Raw genomic sequence first — 16847 nt, forward strand, 5'->3', positions numbered from 1 at the left:
CGTAAAATGAAAATTTTAGTTCCAACCAAGAGGGTTCCAGACCCAGATCAACCAATTCATCTTAATGCAGATAAGACAGCTACTGATTTAGACGGTATTCCATGCATTATCAATCCTTTTGATGCCATTGCACTAGAAGAAGCACTTCGTATTCGAGAAGAAGAGCGTAGTCCAGCTGGTAGCGATATTGAAATAGTTGCTGTTAGTATTGGACCACAAGCATGCGAAAAAGAAATTCGCATTGCTCTTGCTATGGGTGCTGACCGTGCCGTTCATGTTATAACTGATGCTTACATTGATTCGTGGGTTGCGTCAAACCTTCTCAAAGCGGTTGCTGATCAAGAGCAACCAGGCCTAATTCTTATGGGTAAACAAGCTATTGACGCGGACAATAATCAAGCAGGACAATTTCTCGCTAATCATCTTAATTGGCCACAAGCAACCTTTGCCTCTGAAATTTCCTTTGAAGGAGATCGCGTAAAAGTTGCTCGTGAGACAGATGCGGGTATCGAGAATGTTTCCATGGCACTTCCGGCTGTTATAACTACAGACCTTCGTCTGAATGAACCACGCTATGCGTCATTGCCAGCCATTATGAAAGCCAAACGTCGTCCAGTAGATACTCACACACCTGCTGACCTTGGTGTGGATATAGAGCCAAAAGTTGAAATCATTTCCATGGAAACTCTTAGTGCGAAGCGTAACTGTGTTCGAGTCAGCAATGTTGATGAACTTATTGTAAAACTTAAGGAGGCGGGTGCTCTCTAATATTAATTCTTAATTTAAATCAAAATGAAAATTCTAGTAATAGCAGAAGCACAAGGTAAGGAAATTCGCCACGCTAGTAGAAGTGCAATCACACTTGCTAAGAATGCAGCCGCGGCTGCTAATGGGGAAATTGAAATTGCCATAATAGGAGATGATATCGAAGCTGCAGCCACTGCAGCATCTGCTTATGCTCCAACATTTACACTTAGCGATGCTTCGTTAGCTAATGCAACAGCAGATCGTTATGGAGCAGCCATTGCAAAGATTGTAGAGCAGCGTGGAGCAAGTTTAGTTATCGCAGCTTCTACCTCACAAGGTAAAGATTGTGTTGCTCGAGCGGCGGCATCTCTTGGAGGTACTATGGTAACGGATGCAATTGCATGTGAAAATCGTGATGGTAAATTGGTATGGCAACGGACTATGCATGCTGGAGGAGTAGCGGCTTGGGTGGTGGCACATGGATCACCCGTCGTAGTAACGGCACTCCAGTCAGCGTACGAACCAGCAGAACCAACAGGTGAAACCAGTGTAACTGCTCTTGAGATAGATGTAGCATCGCTTCCTTCGGCAATTCAATTTGAATCGGTTTCTACAAAACAAAGTGATCGTCCAGATGTTACAGAAGCAGCTGTAGTTATTTCTGGTGGTCGTGCATTTAAGACTGCCGAAGATTATGAGCAACTTATTGGTGGTCTTGCAGATAAAGTTGGTGGAGGTACAGGAAGTTCGCGAGCTGCGGTTGATGCGGGTATAGCACCAAACGAAAACCAGGTAGGTCAAACAGGTAAGATCATTGCACCGGATCTCTATTTGGGAATTGGTATTTCAGGTGCGGTACAACATCTTGCCGGAATGAAAAACTCTAAAATTATTGCAGCTATAAATACAGACGATGAAGCACCGCTTTTAGATTACGCTGACTTTGCACTCATTGCAGATGCATATGATGCCATTCCTGAGCTTATTGATAAATTATAGGTTCATAGCCTAATTATTTTAAGCCCGAGGTTGTTTTCAAAAAGAGATTTAACCTTGGGCTTTAATTTTACTAAATAGCCAAACTAACAAATCAAATGGACGATTTATCTAGAGAATTATACGGAAATATTGGAGCTATCTCTAAAATCCTCTTTTATATATGTGCCTTTACTTCAATGGCAATTTTTATCTACGGAATATATAGACGTCGTCAGTTGTGGAAACTAGGTAAAGATACTGGAGAAAAGGTAAACATTTCTGCTACACTTAAAGCACTTATTTCAAGAGTGTTTTCACAAAAAACAGTTCGTCAAGGTGTTCGTAAAAAGAAAGCAGGACTTTTTCATGCCTTAATGTTCTTTGGTTTTGTAGTTCTTTTTATTGGTACCTGCCTTGTGGCGGTTGAAGAATATGGTCACATCTTGTTTGGGGTAAAGGGAGAAAACTTATTCCATAAGGGACTTTATTTTGCTATCTATGAAGTATCGCTAGATTCTTTTGGACTTATTTATACGGTAGGTGCAGCTTGGTTTCTTATCCGAATGATGCAGAAAGGGCGTGAGGACAGTGTCCGCTACCGTAAATCTGATTACTTTCTTGTTAGTGCACTTTTTGTTATTGGTTGGTCAGGTTATTGGCTTGAGGCACTCCGTATCATACGTGAGAACACACCATATCCTTGGTTGTCCTATGTAGGTAATAGTCATGCTCATATTTTTCGTTTTCTGGGTGTAACCGAAGGAAATGTTGACGCAATTCATTTTACTGTTTGGTGGGGTCACGGTATTCTTGTTTTTGCTTTTATAGCTTCATTTCCATTCACTAGACTATTACATGTTATTGCCGGGACATGGAACCTTTGTTTGGTGCGTAGAAAACCAGGTTACATGATTCCAGTTTCTATCGAAGAACTTGAAGAGACTGGGAAAGTTGGCGTTGAGAATGTGCAAGATTTTTCGTACAGACAACTACTTTCACTCGATGCTTGTGTTGCTTGTGGTAGATGCACGGATGCCTGTCCAGCCACAGAAGCTGGGAAACCACTTTCTCCGCATGATGTTGTTCAAGATATTCGCAATCATTTCAATGAAGTTGCTCCACTTATAAAGGATGCTCGTAAGAACAAACGTGATGAATTAGAAGATGAGGCACTTCAGACCGCTCCTAATCTTCATGGTGATATTATTGCTGCCGAGACACTTTGGAGTTGTACAACTTGTAACGCATGTCATGAAGTTTGCCCTCTTGATGTGAGTCCGGTGAGTATTATTACGGACATGCGTCGTTTTCTCATTGGAGAAGGGCAACTTAGTGGACCACCTGCAGCTTCTTTACAGAAAGTACAGCGTTCTGGAAATCCTTGGGGTCTGCCTACTCGTGATCGTTTTAATTGGGCAGAAGGACTTGATGTTCCTACAGTTAAAAGCAATCCGAATTTTGAAGTTCTTTATTGGATTGGTTGTTCAGCAACGTATGATCGTCGTATTCAAAAGGTAGCCCATGCCGTAGTAAAACTGTTGAAACATGCAGGAGTTAATTTCGCTACACTTGGCCCCGAAGAGCGTTGTACGGGAGAATTCGCTCGTCGAATGGGTGATGAATTCCTGTTTCAAGAATCCGCCGAAAATAATATTGAAGTGCTTAAGAAATATAATGTGAAATCTATCATTACACATTGTCCGCATTGCCTCAACTCATTGAGTAAGGATTATCCACAATTTGGTGGAAATTATGATGTCATGCATCATACACAATATTTATCTGGTCTTATAAAAGATAATAAACTTAAGATTGATGACAACGCAGTAATTGATGAGGGTGGATCTATTACTTATCACGATCCATGTTACCTAGCTCGTATCAATGGCATAAGTGAGGAGCCACGTCATCTCATTGAAACGGCAGCTGGTGAAAATGCCCTTGAAGAAGTTGCACGTAGTGGTTGTGAATCTTCTTGTTGTGGAGCGGGTGGAGGACGTATGTGGTTTGATGATGAGCCCGAAGAACGCATTGGTAGAACCCGTATAGATGAGTTGCTTGACACCAAAGCGAAGACCGTGGCCGTTTCTTGTCCGTTCTGTCTTACAATGATGACTGATGGTGTTGCTGCAAAAACTGATCAAGTTGAGGTAAAAGATATTTCCGAAATTCTCGCTGATGCGATAGAGATTACAAAAAATATTTCTAGTCTTACGGAAAAAGAAGAATAAATAACGTGAATTTAATAATAGAAATTGAATAAAAGAACATGAATCCACAAATTATTACCTTTTTAATAAAATGTCCAGATCAAAAAGGAATTATATCAAAATTAACGAGCTTTTTTTTTGATGAAGGTTTTAATATTATTAGTTCACAGCAATACACCAACATTGAAGAAGAAAAATTCTTTATGCGTATTCGATTAGAATCTGATAGTTTGGTAACGCTAAGTAAAACACAGCTGGAGAGTAAGTTTGAGAAACTTGCTAATGTTTATCAGATCACTTGGAAAGTTGATTATGGCAGTAAAAAACAAAAAGTGGCAATTATGGTGTCACATACAAGTCACAATTTATACGATTTGTTACATAGGCACAAGGAAGGCAAACTTTCGTGTGAAGTTAAGATGATTGTAAGTAACCATACAAAGTTGAAACCTATAGCTGACATGTTCGGAATTCCGTTCTATCATGAACCTATAACGAAAGAGACTAAGAAAGCTCAAGAAAAGCAAGTCATAGAGCTGTTTGATACGCATGAAATTGATTTAATTGTAATGGCCAGATACATGCAAATATTATCGTCTAATTTTATTAACCATTACTCTGAAAAAATTATAAATATACATCATTCGTTTTTACCTGCATTTCAGGGGGCAAATCCTTACAAAAGAGCATATGAAAGAGGTGTAAAATTAATTGGAGCTACCGCCCATTATGCAACAGAAGATTTGGATGAAGGTCCAATTATTGAGCAAGGGGTAGAAAGAGTGTCTCATGAAAGCACGGTGAGTTCTTTAAAAAGTATTGGTGCGGAAATTGAAACATCTGTGCTGGCAAGAGCCGTTAATTTTCATTTAAGTAATCAAATAATTGTTGATGGAAATAAGGCAATTGTTTTTCCAGAAACGGGCGAGTAATTAATTTTAATCTAAATAATTCCCTGACGGCCATTGCCTCGGGAATAGTCAGTTTCAAGAAATTTTTTGTTTAAATTTAAAGTGTCCAACTCGAATAATTGAACATCATTGAATAACATGAAACGCAGAAAATTTATAAATCAATTGGGTCTTGGTGCAGTAGCAAGTATGCTACCTTGCACATTAGTATCGTTTACTCCGGGAGTTTCTTCAGAAAGTAATGCCAAAAATTTAAATTTTGGTATTGTTACCGATGTACATAAAGATTTAATGCCAGATGCTGATAAACGTCTAGAAACCTTTATAACCAAAGCCATTGATAAGAAGGTGGATTTTATCATTCAAATGGGAGATTTCTGTTTTGGCGAAACAAAAAATAATGACTTTTTAAAAATATGGGAGACCTATAAAGGACCTAAATATCATGTTTTGGGAAACCACGATATGGATAGAAACACCAAGTCGGAAATGTTAGATTTTTGGGGCATGCCCAAAACCTATTATTCCTATGATTTTAAAGGTTATCATTTTATTGTTTTAGATGCTAATTTCTTATATCAGGATGGAAAATACATAAATTATAAAAATGCCAATTTTTATGTAGATTCGAGTATCAGAACTTTTATAAATGACGAACAAGTCGAATGGTTTAAGGCAGACCTAGAAGCAACTAAATTGCCCACCATTGTATTTTGCCATCAAAGTTTATGGCATGGCGTTAAAAATCGGTTGACCTTGCAAAAAATTATGGAGACCCATAAGGAAAAGGTAATTTGTTCTTTGAATGGACATAATCATTCGGATTACCATTTTGAACAAAACGATATTGACTATATTGGAATAAACAGTATGTCATATCAATGGGTTTCCGGTAAATACGAGAGTACAGAGCGTTTCCCTAAAAAATTTTATAAAGAGTATGGAAACTTACATCATATTGCAGGTTATAAAGACCCATTGTATGCGTTTGCAAGTTTAGATCCGAAGGGTATTATGAAAATTGAAGGTGTTAAAAGCGATTGGATGTCTCCATCCCCATATCATGTTAAGACGCCAAATAATGAAAGACTTTTTGATGAATCCATACAGATATCAGATTATGAAATAAAATTTTAAAAATTATGGATATATTAAATAAAGTTAAGTGTTTACATTTTTATATTTCAGTCTTTACTTTGCTTCTTTTGGTTAGTACTAATGTAATTGCACAAACAGCTGTAGACTCTACAAGAATTTTCAGTGTACTATCATTTAATATTTATCATGGAGAAACAGTAAATGCGGTTAAAAAATACGATTTAGATTTATTGGCAAAAGTTATAAACGATACCAAACCAGATTTGGTAGCTCTGCAAGAAGTCGATTTTAAAACCAATCGTGCACGTAAATATGATTTAGTGACCGAGTTAGGACAACGTACAAAAATGCAGGCAATTTTTGGAAAAGCTATGTCCTATGATGGCGGAGAATATGGAGAAGGTGTGTTATCTAAATATTCATTTTTATCAACTAAAAATCATCCTTTGATAGCACAAGAAGGTAAAGAACCACGTGCAGCTTTAGAAGTAAATGTCGCTTTAAAAAGCGGAGATACTATTCGTTTTGTTGGTACTCATTTAGATCATACCAAAGAAGATACAGATAGGATTAATCAAGCAAGGCAATTGAACGAACTCTTTACGAAAGATGATACGCCAACAATTCTTGCCGGTGATTTAAATTCCAGACCGGAAAGTGAAGCCATGAAAATTTTGTTTCAATATTGGAAACCATCTTTACCCGATTTTGAACCAACGGCACCAGCCAATAATCCACGTTCAAAAATAGACTACGTTCTTTTTAGGCCTTTACATAAATGGAAGGTGTTAGATGCCGAAATAATCTGTGATGATATGGTCACGGACCATTGCGTAGTTTTAAGCATTTTAGAATTATTAAATTAAATTATGAAATTAGCAAAACACATTTTTACTCTAGTATTGGTTTTTACATCAATAACTATACAAGCTCAAAAATTAAAAGTTATTGCTTATAACGTTGAGTTTGCGAAAAATACTACGCCAGAAGAAATGGCAGCATATCTAAAAAGTGAAAAAGCGGATATTATTTGTTTTAACGAAGTGCCTGCACAAGGATGGACAAAAGAAGTTGGTAAATTACTTGGATTACCTTATAGTTACGAAGGGGAGATAGCTTCGGCACATCATACTGAAGAATTTAAAGATAAAACAAAAAAGTATTTTGGAAAATATAAATCAATATTGTGCAAATACCCTTTGGAAAACACCAACGAAATTACCATTGAAGGTTCTGGATGGTCACCGGCAACAGCCGTAAGTGCTACGATAAAGATAAACGACTCGACTTCAGTACGCGTATTTAGTTTACATATCCCAAGTGGAGAATCTAATCCAGATAACAGTAGAGCGTATCATTTAGCAAAGATTATAAAAGAGCAATATGCTACCACAGATAAAATTATTGTGGCTGGAGATTTTAACGATGTGCATGATTCCAAGCCAATGCAGTATTTTTACAATGCTGGACTACAAAACCCTTGGGAAGAATTAAAAGTAGATTTGTCTAACCAAACAACGTATCCTAGCGGAAAAGTTAACAGTTATGTAATAGACCATATTTTATTTAAGGGTTTTGAAGTAATAAGTACGGGTATTTTAAAAGAAAGAACGAAACCATTATCCGATCATAGTGCGGTCCGAGTGGTTTTTGAATATTGAAAAGGTAGCACCGACTCTAATTTCAAAAAAAATGAAAATCAACAAGAGTATTGGATTAATTTTTATAATGGTACTTGTTTTTGGTGCCTGTACCCAACCCAAAGTTACAACTGAAGTTATTGTAGAAGAAGAAAAAGTGGCATCCAATTGGAAAACCGATTTGGAAGCGAAATTAAAATTATACGGTCACCGAAATTGGATTGTAGTAGCAGATGGAGCCTACCCGCAACAAAGTAATCCTGCTATTGAAACTATTACTATAGATGCTTCTCAACTTGAAGCGGTAAAATATGTCAGCAACCTGATTGCAGATGCAACACATGTTGACGCCAATATTTTTGTGGATAAAGAAATGGCTTTTGTTTCAGAAAAAAACGCAAAAGGGATTACCGCTTATCGTGATGATTTAAACAAAATTTTAAACGGCAAACCTTTTAGAACTATGTTGCATGAAGATATTATTAGCGAATTGGATGCTTCTGCAAAATTGTTTAATGTGTTAATTATTAAAACAGATTTGGCAATTCCATACACGTCAGTATTCTTTCAGTTAGAATGTGGGTATTGGAATGGTGATTCAGAAGCGGAGTTAAGAGAAGTTTTAAAGGAGTAAGTAAGATTAACCATGGATGAATTAATTGATATTCTAGATGAGCAAGGAAATATTACAGGGAAAACCTGTATGAAGTCCGAAGCTCATAAAAAAGGGATTTGGCACCATTGTATCCATGTTTGGTTGTATACTATAAACGGAGAGGTTTTAATTCAGAAAAGAATTGTTTCTAAAGATACGTTTCCTAATAGGTGGGATGTTTCCGTTGCGGGACATATTCGGGCAGGAGAAGATATTCTTTTAGCAGCTCAAAGAGAAGTATTTGAAGAATTAGGTATTAAAGTTGAGTTGAGTGATTTGAATTTTACAGGAAATTTTAAAACAGATATTAAACATAATGAGTTTCTATTAGATAGAGAATATCATCATGTTTATATTTCAGAACTAACGTTACCAATTGAGGAGCTAAATATACAATTGGAAGAAGTTTCAGAAATTAAACTTATACCTATTTCAAATTTAAATGAAACCCTAATTAATAAAAATCTAGAACATCAGTTTGTGCCCTATGAACGAAATTATTTTAATATGGTCTTTGAGGCTATTAAAAACTTTATTTTCTTACAAACGTAATATCAATAAATGCTTGTTTAAATATAAGATACCTATTCAGTTACCTATTCAAATTGTTAAAAACTATTTAATTCAACGTTAGACCCTTATAAAATTATGGGCAGTTCCTCTTTCTCAGTCGATATATAATATTGGCGATAATCTCTACAGTGTAATGTTAATTCTACTATCTTCAGTTAATATTGTTTAAAGGTTTGAAAAAGGAATGTTTTGAGATAGTATTGACTCCTTATTGTGGTTTATACAATGAAATATCAAATCGTATCAAATGATAGAATTTAAAATGACCAGTTAAAAATAACAAAATGTTGTACCTATGTTGTACCTGAGAACAATCTAAAAAAGAAAACCCAGACGAAAGTCTAGGTTTTATAGTACTCGAGATGGGACTTGAACCCATACGGACATTACTGTCCACTGGATTTTAAGTCCAGCGTGTCTACCAATTCCACCACTCGAGCCTTTTGTCATTTGCACGACAAAAAATTGGTATATGTTAATGAGCGAAAAACGGGATTCGAACCCGCGACCTCCACCTTGGCAAGGTGATGCTCTACCCCTGAGCTACTTTCGCATTTTTTAAAGAACAAGGCATTATCATCTCAAATGCGAGGGCAAATTTAAGACAATTCTATAAAATGCAAAGCCTTTTTTAATATTTTTTAAAAAGGTTTTGTAAAGTCTAAATTTTACTATGGATGGTATTGAATTAATAAATATATTTGCACCACTTTAGTAATTAATTATGCAGACTTCATTGGGTTCTATTACAAAAAAACAATCCTTTGCAACGGTTTTAGATGACTTAAAACAATTGACCAAATTTGGGTTGTCAATTAGTGTAGTATTTTCTGCATTAGCTGGGTATTTACTTGCTGCTGAATCCGTACAAATATCAACATTGCTTTTATTGGCCGTTGGAGGTTATTTTATGGTTGGGGCTTCAAATGCTTTTAACCAAATTATTGAAAAAGATACCGATAAGTTAATGAAGCGTACTATGAACAGGCCTTTGCCTGCTGGCAGAATGTCGGTAAATACGGCAATGATTATTGCCGTTGTTTCAACCATTTTGGGGATTACTATTTTATATATGATAAACCCTAAAACAGCAATGTTTGGAGCTATTTCAATATTTTTATATACTAGTATTTACACGCCTTTAAAATCCAAAACGCCATTGGTTGTTTTTGTTGGTGCATTACCAGGAGCCATTCCATTTATGCTAGGCTGGGTGGCGGCAACTGGTAAGTTTGGTATAGAAGCAGGTATGTTATTTATGATTCAATTTTTTTGGCAATTCCCACATTTTTGGGCTATTGGATGGTTACAATATGATGAGTATAAAAAAGCGGGATTCAATATGTTACCTACGGGTGAGAAGAATAAAAAAGCTACCTCGCAAATTGTACTTTACACTATTTGGATGATTATTGTTTCTGTATTTCCTGTATTAAAATTAACGGGAAGTTTATATTTATCTCCAGTTGCGGCAATTTTAATTTTGATTTCAGGTATAGTAATGTTATACTATGGTGTGAAATTACATAAAAATCAAACGGATAAATTGGCCAGAAAACTAATGTTAGCAAGTGTTTTGTATATTACACTTATTCAAGTAATTTACGTAATAGATAAATTTTTACATTAAAAATGATAATGGAAGCTCAAGTAAAAAGTAGGACTTCAAAACAGATGATGTATGTTGCCATCATTAGTATGATAATGATGTTTGCAGGTTTAACAAGTGCCTATGTAATTAGTAGTAATAGGGAAGACTGGGTAACTTTTGATTTGCCTCAAGGCCTTTACATTAGCACCTTGTTAATTATCTTAAGTAGCGTTACTTATTTTTTAGCAAGAAAAAGTATTCATAAAAATAATAGATTGTTAACAACAATTTTTTTAGTATCGACGTTACTATTAGCTATTGGATTTGTCTTTTTTCAAATCGAAGGATTCAACCAATTAAGAGAAGTAGGATTATATTTTACTGGAGAGGGCAGCGTGGTATCATCATCGTTATTGGTAGCTATTTCGTTTGCTCATTTATTGCATGTTGCGGCCGGACTCATTGTTTTACTAGTTGTGCTTTTTAAGCATTTGAATAATAAATATAGTGCAGAAAATGCATTGGGATTAGAAGTTGGTGGAATTTTTTGGCATTTTGTAGATTTTTTATGGATTTTCCTGTTTTTATTTTTCTATTTCATTACATAATTAATAGTGTTGATATCATATAATTTTATATTTTTGCCTATCAACCATTATTTTATAACCAAAATTAACTGATAATTTTTTTATGGAAGCAACAATTGCTAAAGAAAACACAGAAGGTGACTCTTGGACTGGTGGCGGTAAAAAACCGTTAGGAGCCAGTTATGGTAAAATGATGATGTGGTTTTTTATCATGTCTGATGCTTTAACTTTTTCAGGATTTTTAGCAGCTTACGGGCTTATGCGTTTTAAATTTATTGACAGCTGGCCTATAGCTGATGAGGTTTTTACGCACGTACCTTTCATGCATGATGGTCATTACCCAATGTACTACGTAGCTTTTATGACTTTTATCCTAATTTTTTCATCGGTAACTATGGTATTAGCAGTTGATGCTGGTCACCAGATGAAAAAAAATAAGGTTATTTTATACATGTTGTTAACTATCATTGGAGGACTGATTTTCTTGGGTTCGCAAGCTTGGGAGTGGAAGAATTTTATCAACGGAACTTATGGTTCTTTAGTGTTGCAAGACGGTAAAGTTGTTCAGTTTGTTGATGATACAGGCCACCAAATTGCACTAGAAAATTTTGTTACTAAATCAGCAACAAATGAGAGAGTACCACATACAAGAAGTAATGGATTGTGGTATGTTAAGGATGCTGGAGCATTGCCACCATATTCTGTAAATGAAGTTATTGAAAGCTTTAAAAATAGCCCCAATGTAAACCTCAGAACAGAGCAAATAAATTTAGATATTAAGAAAAAAGTTATATTATCTAAAGAGGAAGCAAATAGGCTTTTAACAAAAGCAAGTAGTGTGGTAAAAGGTGCAAACCTGAAGATTAACGAATACGGTAATACTCTATTTGCTGATTTCTTTTTCTTTATTACCGGATTTCACGGATTTCACGTTTTTTCAGGAATTTTGATAAATATCATTATTTTCTTTAATGTTATTATTGGTACTTACGAGAGGAGAGGACATTATGAAATGGTTGAAAAAGTAGGTCTGTATTGGCACTTTGTCGATTTAGTATGGGTATTTGTATTTACATTCTTCTATTTAGTTTAAAAAAATAATATGGCACACGATCAAGAACACGAACACGAATCGCATGTAGGATTAATTTGGAAAGTCTTCGGATTTTTGTCTCTAGTAACAATTGTTGAGGTAGCTTTGGGTATTATAAAACCTAAGAGTTTGCACTTGGGTATATTTTTAGGAACGAGTTGGTTAAACTGGATTTTTATTATTTTAACCTTGGTAAAAGCCTACGGAATTACTTGGTATTTTATGCATATAAAATATGAAAAAGCGGGTTTACGTAGAGCCGTTGTTTGGACAACTACCTTCCTAATTTGCTATTTAGCAGCTTTACTATTAATTGAAGGCGACTATCTTGGCGGTATTTTACAAGAATATACACGTTGGAGCTATTAATTTAGTTGCAGAATTATAATATAAAGCGGTTGTTAAACCGCTTTTTTTATACGTTAAAGAACCGTAATTTTGTGATTTAATAATAAAACTAAATTGGTTTGAAGTCTAAGAAGTTTTGGATTTTAGTGGGATTGTTCATTATGCCTTTGGTATTCTATATACTATTACTAACAGGTACAAACAACTTTGCCAAGTTACCTGTGTTGAATAAAAGTATTGGTAATGTTACAGATTTCAAAAACAGTACGGGCACTTCAATTACATTAGATGATAAAATTACCATACTATGTTTTTTAGGAAATGATTTAGGTTCTGTAAAAAACAATGCTCTAAATCTTAACGAGAAAATCTATAAACACTTTTATAAATTTAAAGATTTTCAATTTGTTGTTGTACTGCAAGAAGGCTCTTCAAGTCAGGTTAGGGAGTTGGTAAAACAACTAAAAGTAACAACAGATATGCAAAAGTGGAACTTTGTATATGGTAACCAAAAACAAATTGAAACCCTTTTTAAAAGTTTAAATACAAACCTTGACATAGATGCTAATGGATACTCTCCTTACGCTTTTATTATTGATAAAAATAAACATTTACGTGGAAGGACTGATGATGAAGATAATGGATTGATGTACGGTTATAATGCCGAAACAGTAGCACCGATTCATGGTAAAATGGTTGACGATGTTAAAGTTCTGATAGCCGAATATAGGCTGGCATTAAAAAAGAACAATAGAGAAATTTAATAACCAAATGTCAGTTCGAGTTGAGGCTTTTTAGGCGAAGTATCGAGAACTTTTTTAAGAATTGAAAATGAAAAAAACATACATAGGTATAGCATTTGTTGTTTTGGTATTCGGTATTTGGGCAGTGCCAAAAATTGTAAATAAATTATCACCACCATCTTTATTAAAGTTTGAAAAAGTGCCTGATTTTGAGTTTACAAATCAAAATAATAATATTATATCCAATAGTAACTTTAAAGATAAAGTGTATGTAGTAGAGTTTTTCTTTACCTCTTGCCCAACTATTTGCCCAAAAATGCATCAAAGTATGCTTAAAATACAAGATGCCTTTTACGGTAATCCAAATTTCGGAATTGCTTCAATAACAATAGATCCAAAAAGAGATACTCCTGAAACACTAAAAAAATATTCTGAAAAGCACAATGCAACGTTAAAAAATTGGCATTTTTTAACGGGAGATAAAGATATCATTTACGATTTTTCCAATAATGGTTTTAAACTATATGCTGGCGAAAATGAAGAAGCCGAAGGTGGCTTTGAACATTCAGGTTTATTTGCTTTAATTGATAAAGATGGTTATATACGATCTAGAACCATAACCGTTGGCGAATTTGAAAATCCAATAAAGTTTTATGATGGATTGGATGCTGAACAGGTTCAAATGCTCAAGGAAGACATCAGTATTTTATTAAATGAATAATGAATCAGGTAACAAAAAAATATAATAAATGGATTCTTATTTTGTCAATAGTTATTCCGTTGGTGATTGCAGGATTATTTAAGGTTAAAATTGATGTTGACCTACCCATTTTTTTACCGCCAGTTTATGCGACTATAAATGCAATTACGGCAATTTTGTTAATTATTGCAGTTTGGGCAATTAAAAACGGGAAAAGAGATTTGCACGAGCGTTTGATGAAAACGTCCCTAATCTGTTCCGTGCTTTTTTTGGTAATGTATGTGCTTTATCACATGACATCTGATTCCACTAAATTTGGTGGGGAGGGAACAGTAAAATATATTTACTTTTTTATTTTATTAACGCACATTTTATTGTCAATTGCAGTAATACCATTTGTTTTAATTACTTATGTTAGGGCAATAACAGGAGATTTTGAAAAACATAAAAAAATTGCGAAATTTACATTTCCATTATGGTTGTATGTCGCTGTATCGGGAGTTGTTGTTTATCTGATGATTTTGCCTTATTATTAAATAACTAAATGAAAAAAAACCTATTCATATTATTTTTCTTTATTTCTCAATTAATTTCGGCACAATGTGCAATGTGCAAAGCTGTTGTAGAATCTGGAGATACTGAAATGGCTGAAGGATTGAATAATGGTATTGTTTATTTAATGGCTTTTCCATACATCTTAGTCGGAGTTGCGGCTTATTTTTTATATAAAAAGTGGAAAAAAGGAAAATTAACAGAACAATAAGAAGATTTAAGTGTAACAAGTTTTACTTTTGTTCGTCATATATAAAAAATCAATAAAATCAACCTTTAGGATTATCTCCATTTTAGATAATGCACAAATAAATATAACCAAATGAAAATCAGACTAAGTGTTTTAATTACACTCCTTGTTATTGCAACGGCCTTTGCTCAAGATAAAAAATGGACTTTAAAAGAGTGTGTAGACCATGCACTTGAGCATAATATTGCTATAAAAAAGAACAAAAAATTTGTTGAAATAAGTGAAGTGGATGTTATGGATGCTAAAGGTAATTTTTTACCTAATTTAAATGCTTCCGTAAATCCAGGATTGAACTTTGGTTCTTCAATTGGTCAAGATGGTGCAAGAATTTCAACAGATAATTTTAGATCTTCATTCACCCTTAATAGTAATACAACTATTTTTAATGGGTTTAGAAATACAATTACTTACAAACAAGCCAAATTAGGTGTTGAAGCTAGTAAATTAGATTTACAAAAAATTGAAGATGATATTTCCTTATTTGTTGTTAATGCCTACCTCAATGTTTTGTTTGCCAAAGAGAATTTAGAAGTGGCTCAAACACAGTATGAAATTAGCACCAAAAATATAGAAGTTACTCAAGCACAAGTTGATGCTGGCGTTAAGCCTAAAGGGGATTTATTGGACGCTGAGTCAACAGTTGCAACTGATGCTCAAAATGTAGTCACCCAACAGAATGCATTAGATTTGGCACTACTGTCATTAGCCCAGTTATTACAAGTGTCGCCTGATAATTTTGATGTAGCTACTATTGATGTTGGATCACCTTCTATTGCGACACTTTATGAAAATTCAAATATGGTTTATGAGAAAGCATTGGATAATAGAGCAGAAATAGCTAGAGCTAAATTAGCGGTTGACAATGCGGAATTAGGAATTGAGTTAGCTAAAAGTGCATACTCTCCATCATTAGGTTTTTCTGCAGGTGCTGGAACTTCTTATCAAAATGTCTTTAACAGTGCTTTTACAAATGACAGCTTTACAGATCAGTTCAAAAATAATTTAGGATATAGTCTAGGTTTTTCATTAAATATTCCAATTTTTAATAGAAATCAGACTAAAGCAAATGTTAACCGGTCAATTATTAATCAAAAAATAAGTGAGATTGATTTAGAAGATCAAAAACTACAACTAAAAGAAACTATTGAAAGAGCGTATTTGGATGCCAAAGCCGCAGCAAAATCATTTGAAGTTGCTAAAATATCTTTAGACGCACAGAAAGAAGCTTTTAAAAATGCTGAAGAACGATACAATTTAGGAGCTATGACCTCTTTTGATTTTGACCAGGTCAGAAGCCGCTTTGTTGATGCTGAGTCAACTTTAATCAGAGCCAAGTTTGACTATGTTTTTAAAACCAAAGTACTAGAGTTTTATTTTGGTGAGGAAATAGTCCTAGAATAAAAAACGAACTCTCAACTATCAAATTCTAACTATTGAAATGAATAGTTGGAATTTTTCTTTTTCAATACTATATCTTTGCCTGCAAAAACTAAACGTTGTCTTTAATCTTAAACATAGAAACTGCTACTAAAAACTGCTCGGTAAGCTTAGCCAAAAATGGAGAATTACTTGCTTTAAAAGAGCTAAGTAACGGTGGTTATTCGCATGGCGAACAATTACACGTTTTCATTCAGGAGACGTTAACAATCAGCAAAAAGGCAATTAACGATATAGATGCTATTGCAGTAAGTAAAGGGCCTGGTTCATATACGGGTTTACGTATTGGCGTTTCAACTGCTAAGGGCTTGTGTTTTTCTTTAGATATACCATTAATTTCTATTTCAACGCTTGCATCATTGGCAAATACAATTGCTGTTGAAAAAAACATGATTGTAGTACCTTTGTTAGATGCTAGAAGAATGGAAGTATATAGTGCTGTTTTTAACAATAACTATAATCAGATCAGAGAAACAAAAGCCGAAATTATTAACGAAAATTCATTTTCAGAATATTTGAGTAAAGGTAAAGTTTACTTTTTAGGTGATGGGGCGGAAAAATGCAAAACAGTAATAAAAAATGATAATGCTATTTTCCTTGACGGCTATTTCCCTTCAGCCAAACAAATGGTTGGACTCTCTTATGAAAAACATAAAAAAAACGACATTGAAGATGTCGCTTATTTTGAGCCTTTTTACTTAAAAGATTTTATGGTTACTACTCCAAAAAAGTAA

The 16847-nt window shown here is 34.4% G+C and carries 19 protein-coding genes and 2 tRNA genes; 19 read left to right on the forward strand and 2 right to left on the reverse strand.

Annotated features, from left to right (window positions below; translation table 11 throughout):
- Positions 1 to 6 precede the first annotated feature (6 nt).
- From U5A88_RS00760 to U5A88_RS00800, 9 genes are all read left to right on the forward strand, one after another.
- A complete protein-coding gene (locus tag U5A88_RS00760) occupies positions 7 to 768 on the forward strand; it encodes an electron transfer flavoprotein subunit beta/FixA family protein (protein ID WP_354203130.1) in 762 nt (253 codons plus the stop codon).
- Positions 769 to 792: 24 nt separating this feature from the next.
- Positions 793 to 1746, forward strand: a complete 954-nt coding sequence (locus tag U5A88_RS00765; protein ID WP_354203131.1) for an electron transfer flavoprotein subunit alpha/FixB family protein — start codon at positions 793 to 795, stop codon at positions 1744 to 1746.
- Between the two features lie 95 nt (positions 1747 to 1841).
- Entirely contained in the window at positions 1842 to 3956 is a 2115-nt protein-coding gene (locus tag U5A88_RS00770) for a (Fe-S)-binding protein (protein ID WP_354203132.1), read from the forward strand.
- Positions 3957 to 3994: 38 nt separating this feature from the next.
- A complete protein-coding gene (gene purU / locus U5A88_RS00775; RefSeq protein ID WP_354203133.1) occupies positions 3995 to 4867 on the forward strand; it encodes a formyltetrahydrofolate deformylase in 873 nt (290 codons plus the stop codon).
- A gap of 117 nt (positions 4868 to 4984) precedes the next feature.
- A complete protein-coding gene (locus U5A88_RS00780) occupies positions 4985 to 5983 on the forward strand; it encodes a metallophosphoesterase family protein (RefSeq protein WP_354203134.1) in 999 nt (332 codons plus the stop codon).
- Between the two features lie 5 nt (positions 5984 to 5988).
- Positions 5989 to 6810 carry an endonuclease/exonuclease/phosphatase family protein gene (locus U5A88_RS00785; RefSeq protein WP_354203135.1) on the forward strand — a complete coding sequence of 274 codons (822 nt, stop codon included), beginning with the start codon at positions 5989 to 5991 and terminating at the stop codon, positions 6808 to 6810.
- Positions 6811 to 6813: 3 nt separating this feature from the next.
- Complete coding sequence (locus U5A88_RS00790) at positions 6814 to 7605, forward strand: endonuclease/exonuclease/phosphatase family protein (protein WP_354203136.1); 792 nt, start codon at positions 6814 to 6816, stop codon at positions 7603 to 7605.
- A gap of 31 nt (positions 7606 to 7636) precedes the next feature.
- Complete coding sequence (locus U5A88_RS00795; protein ID WP_354203137.1) at positions 7637 to 8218, forward strand: RbsD/FucU domain-containing protein; 582 nt, start codon at positions 7637 to 7639, stop codon at positions 8216 to 8218.
- A 12-nt stretch (positions 8219 to 8230) separates the two neighbouring features.
- Positions 8231 to 8791, forward strand: coding sequence for an NUDIX hydrolase (locus U5A88_RS00800; RefSeq protein WP_354203138.1), 561 nt, complete (start codon positions 8231 to 8233; stop codon positions 8789 to 8791).
- Between the two features lie 375 nt (positions 8792 to 9166).
- Here the strand turns inward: U5A88_RS00800 and U5A88_RS00805 are convergent.
- Positions 9167 to 9252: transfer RNA gene (locus U5A88_RS00805), tRNA-Leu, on the reverse strand.
- Positions 9253 to 9293: 41 nt separating this feature from the next.
- Positions 9294 to 9365 (reverse strand) — tRNA-Gly (locus tag U5A88_RS00810).
- 171 nt (positions 9366 to 9536) lie between these two features.
- On the opposite strand from U5A88_RS00810, the gene cyoE reads away from it, so the two are divergent.
- The 10 genes from cyoE (at position 9537) to tsaB (ending at position 16847) form a co-directional block, all read left to right on the forward strand.
- Positions 9537 to 10442: a heme o synthase gene (cyoE, locus tag U5A88_RS00815; RefSeq protein WP_354203139.1), complete on the forward strand. Its 906-nt coding sequence runs from the start codon at positions 9537 to 9539 to the stop codon at positions 10440 to 10442.
- An 8-nt stretch (positions 10443 to 10450) separates the two neighbouring features.
- Positions 10451 to 11011 carry a cytochrome c oxidase subunit 3 gene (locus U5A88_RS00820; protein ID WP_354203140.1) on the forward strand — a complete coding sequence of 187 codons (561 nt, stop codon included), beginning with the start codon at positions 10451 to 10453 and terminating at the stop codon, positions 11009 to 11011.
- An 82-nt stretch (positions 11012 to 11093) separates the two neighbouring features.
- Positions 11094 to 12083, forward strand: coding sequence for a cytochrome c oxidase subunit 3 (locus U5A88_RS00825; protein ID WP_354203141.1), 990 nt, complete (start codon positions 11094 to 11096; stop codon positions 12081 to 12083).
- 9 nt (positions 12084 to 12092) lie between these two features.
- The gene (locus tag U5A88_RS00830) at positions 12093 to 12452 is read left to right on the forward strand and encodes a cytochrome C oxidase subunit IV family protein (RefSeq protein WP_354203142.1); all 360 of its coding nucleotides are present in this window, start codon (positions 12093 to 12095) and stop codon (positions 12450 to 12452) included.
- 98 nt (positions 12453 to 12550) lie between these two features.
- Positions 12551 to 13195: a hypothetical protein gene (locus tag U5A88_RS00835; RefSeq protein WP_354203143.1), complete on the forward strand. Its 645-nt coding sequence runs from the start codon at positions 12551 to 12553 to the stop codon at positions 13193 to 13195.
- 61 nt (positions 13196 to 13256) lie between these two features.
- The gene (locus tag U5A88_RS00840; protein WP_354203144.1) at positions 13257 to 13895 is read left to right on the forward strand and encodes an SCO family protein; all 639 of its coding nucleotides are present in this window, start codon (positions 13257 to 13259) and stop codon (positions 13893 to 13895) included.
- Complete coding sequence (locus U5A88_RS00845) at positions 13895 to 14410, forward strand: DUF420 domain-containing protein (RefSeq protein ID WP_354203145.1); 516 nt, start codon at positions 13895 to 13897, stop codon at positions 14408 to 14410. The genes U5A88_RS00840 and U5A88_RS00845 overlap by 1 nt, the downstream gene beginning before the upstream one ends.
- Before the next feature lie 8 nt (positions 14411 to 14418).
- Complete coding sequence (locus U5A88_RS00850) at positions 14419 to 14637, forward strand: hypothetical protein (protein WP_354203146.1); 219 nt, start codon at positions 14419 to 14421, stop codon at positions 14635 to 14637.
- 111 nt (positions 14638 to 14748) lie between these two features.
- The gene (locus U5A88_RS00855; protein ID WP_354203147.1) at positions 14749 to 16077 is read left to right on the forward strand and encodes a TolC family protein; all 1329 of its coding nucleotides are present in this window, start codon (positions 14749 to 14751) and stop codon (positions 16075 to 16077) included.
- 95 nt (positions 16078 to 16172) lie between these two features.
- The gene (tsaB, locus tag U5A88_RS00860) at positions 16173 to 16847 is read left to right on the forward strand and encodes a tRNA (adenosine(37)-N6)-threonylcarbamoyltransferase complex dimerization subunit type 1 TsaB (RefSeq protein ID WP_354203148.1); all 675 of its coding nucleotides are present in this window, start codon (positions 16173 to 16175) and stop codon (positions 16845 to 16847) included.

This window comes from Aureibaculum sp. 2308TA14-22 (assembly GCF_040538665.1).
Classification (GTDB): Bacteria; Bacteroidota; Bacteroidia; order Flavobacteriales; family Flavobacteriaceae; genus Aureibaculum.

Excerpts from the sequence above, each read along its gene's own strand:
- U5A88_RS00770 (WP_354203132.1), top strand. The coding sequence starts at position 1,842 with ATGGACGATTTATCTAGAGAATTATACGGAAATATTGGAGCTATCTCT.
- U5A88_RS00820 (WP_354203140.1), top strand. The coding sequence starts at position 10,451 with ATGGAAGCTCAAGTAAAAAGTAGGACTTCAAAACAGATGATGTATGTT.
- U5A88_RS00780 (WP_354203134.1), top strand. The coding sequence starts at position 4,985 with ATGAAACGCAGAAAATTTATAAATCAATTGGGTCTTGGTGCAGTAGCA.
- U5A88_RS00760 (WP_354203130.1), top strand. The coding sequence starts at position 7 with ATGAAAATTTTAGTTCCAACCAAGAGGGTTCCAGACCCAGATCAACCA.
- U5A88_RS00785 (WP_354203135.1), top strand. The coding sequence starts at position 5,989 with ATGGATATATTAAATAAAGTTAAGTGTTTACATTTTTATATTTCAGTC.
- U5A88_RS00830 (WP_354203142.1), top strand. The coding sequence starts at position 12,093 with ATGGCACACGATCAAGAACACGAACACGAATCGCATGTAGGATTAATT.
- U5A88_RS00845 (WP_354203145.1), top strand. The coding sequence starts at position 13,895 with ATGAATCAGGTAACAAAAAAATATAATAAATGGATTCTTATTTTGTCA.
- U5A88_RS00765 (WP_354203131.1), top strand. The coding sequence starts at position 793 with ATGAAAATTCTAGTAATAGCAGAAGCACAAGGTAAGGAAATTCGCCAC.
- U5A88_RS00825 (WP_354203141.1), top strand. The coding sequence starts at position 11,094 with ATGGAAGCAACAATTGCTAAAGAAAACACAGAAGGTGACTCTTGGACT.
- purU (WP_354203133.1), top strand. The coding sequence starts at position 3,995 with ATGAATCCACAAATTATTACCTTTTTAATAAAATGTCCAGATCAAAAA.
- U5A88_RS00790 (WP_354203136.1), top strand. The coding sequence starts at position 6,814 with ATGAAATTAGCAAAACACATTTTTACTCTAGTATTGGTTTTTACATCA.
- U5A88_RS00800 (WP_354203138.1), top strand. The coding sequence starts at position 8,231 with ATGGATGAATTAATTGATATTCTAGATGAGCAAGGAAATATTACAGGG.
- U5A88_RS00850 (WP_354203146.1), top strand. The coding sequence starts at position 14,419 with ATGAAAAAAAACCTATTCATATTATTTTTCTTTATTTCTCAATTAATT.
- U5A88_RS00795 (WP_354203137.1), top strand. The coding sequence starts at position 7,637 with ATGAAAATCAACAAGAGTATTGGATTAATTTTTATAATGGTACTTGTT.
- cyoE (WP_354203139.1), top strand. The coding sequence starts at position 9,537 with ATGCAGACTTCATTGGGTTCTATTACAAAAAAACAATCCTTTGCAACG.
- U5A88_RS00855 (WP_354203147.1), top strand. The coding sequence starts at position 14,749 with ATGAAAATCAGACTAAGTGTTTTAATTACACTCCTTGTTATTGCAACG.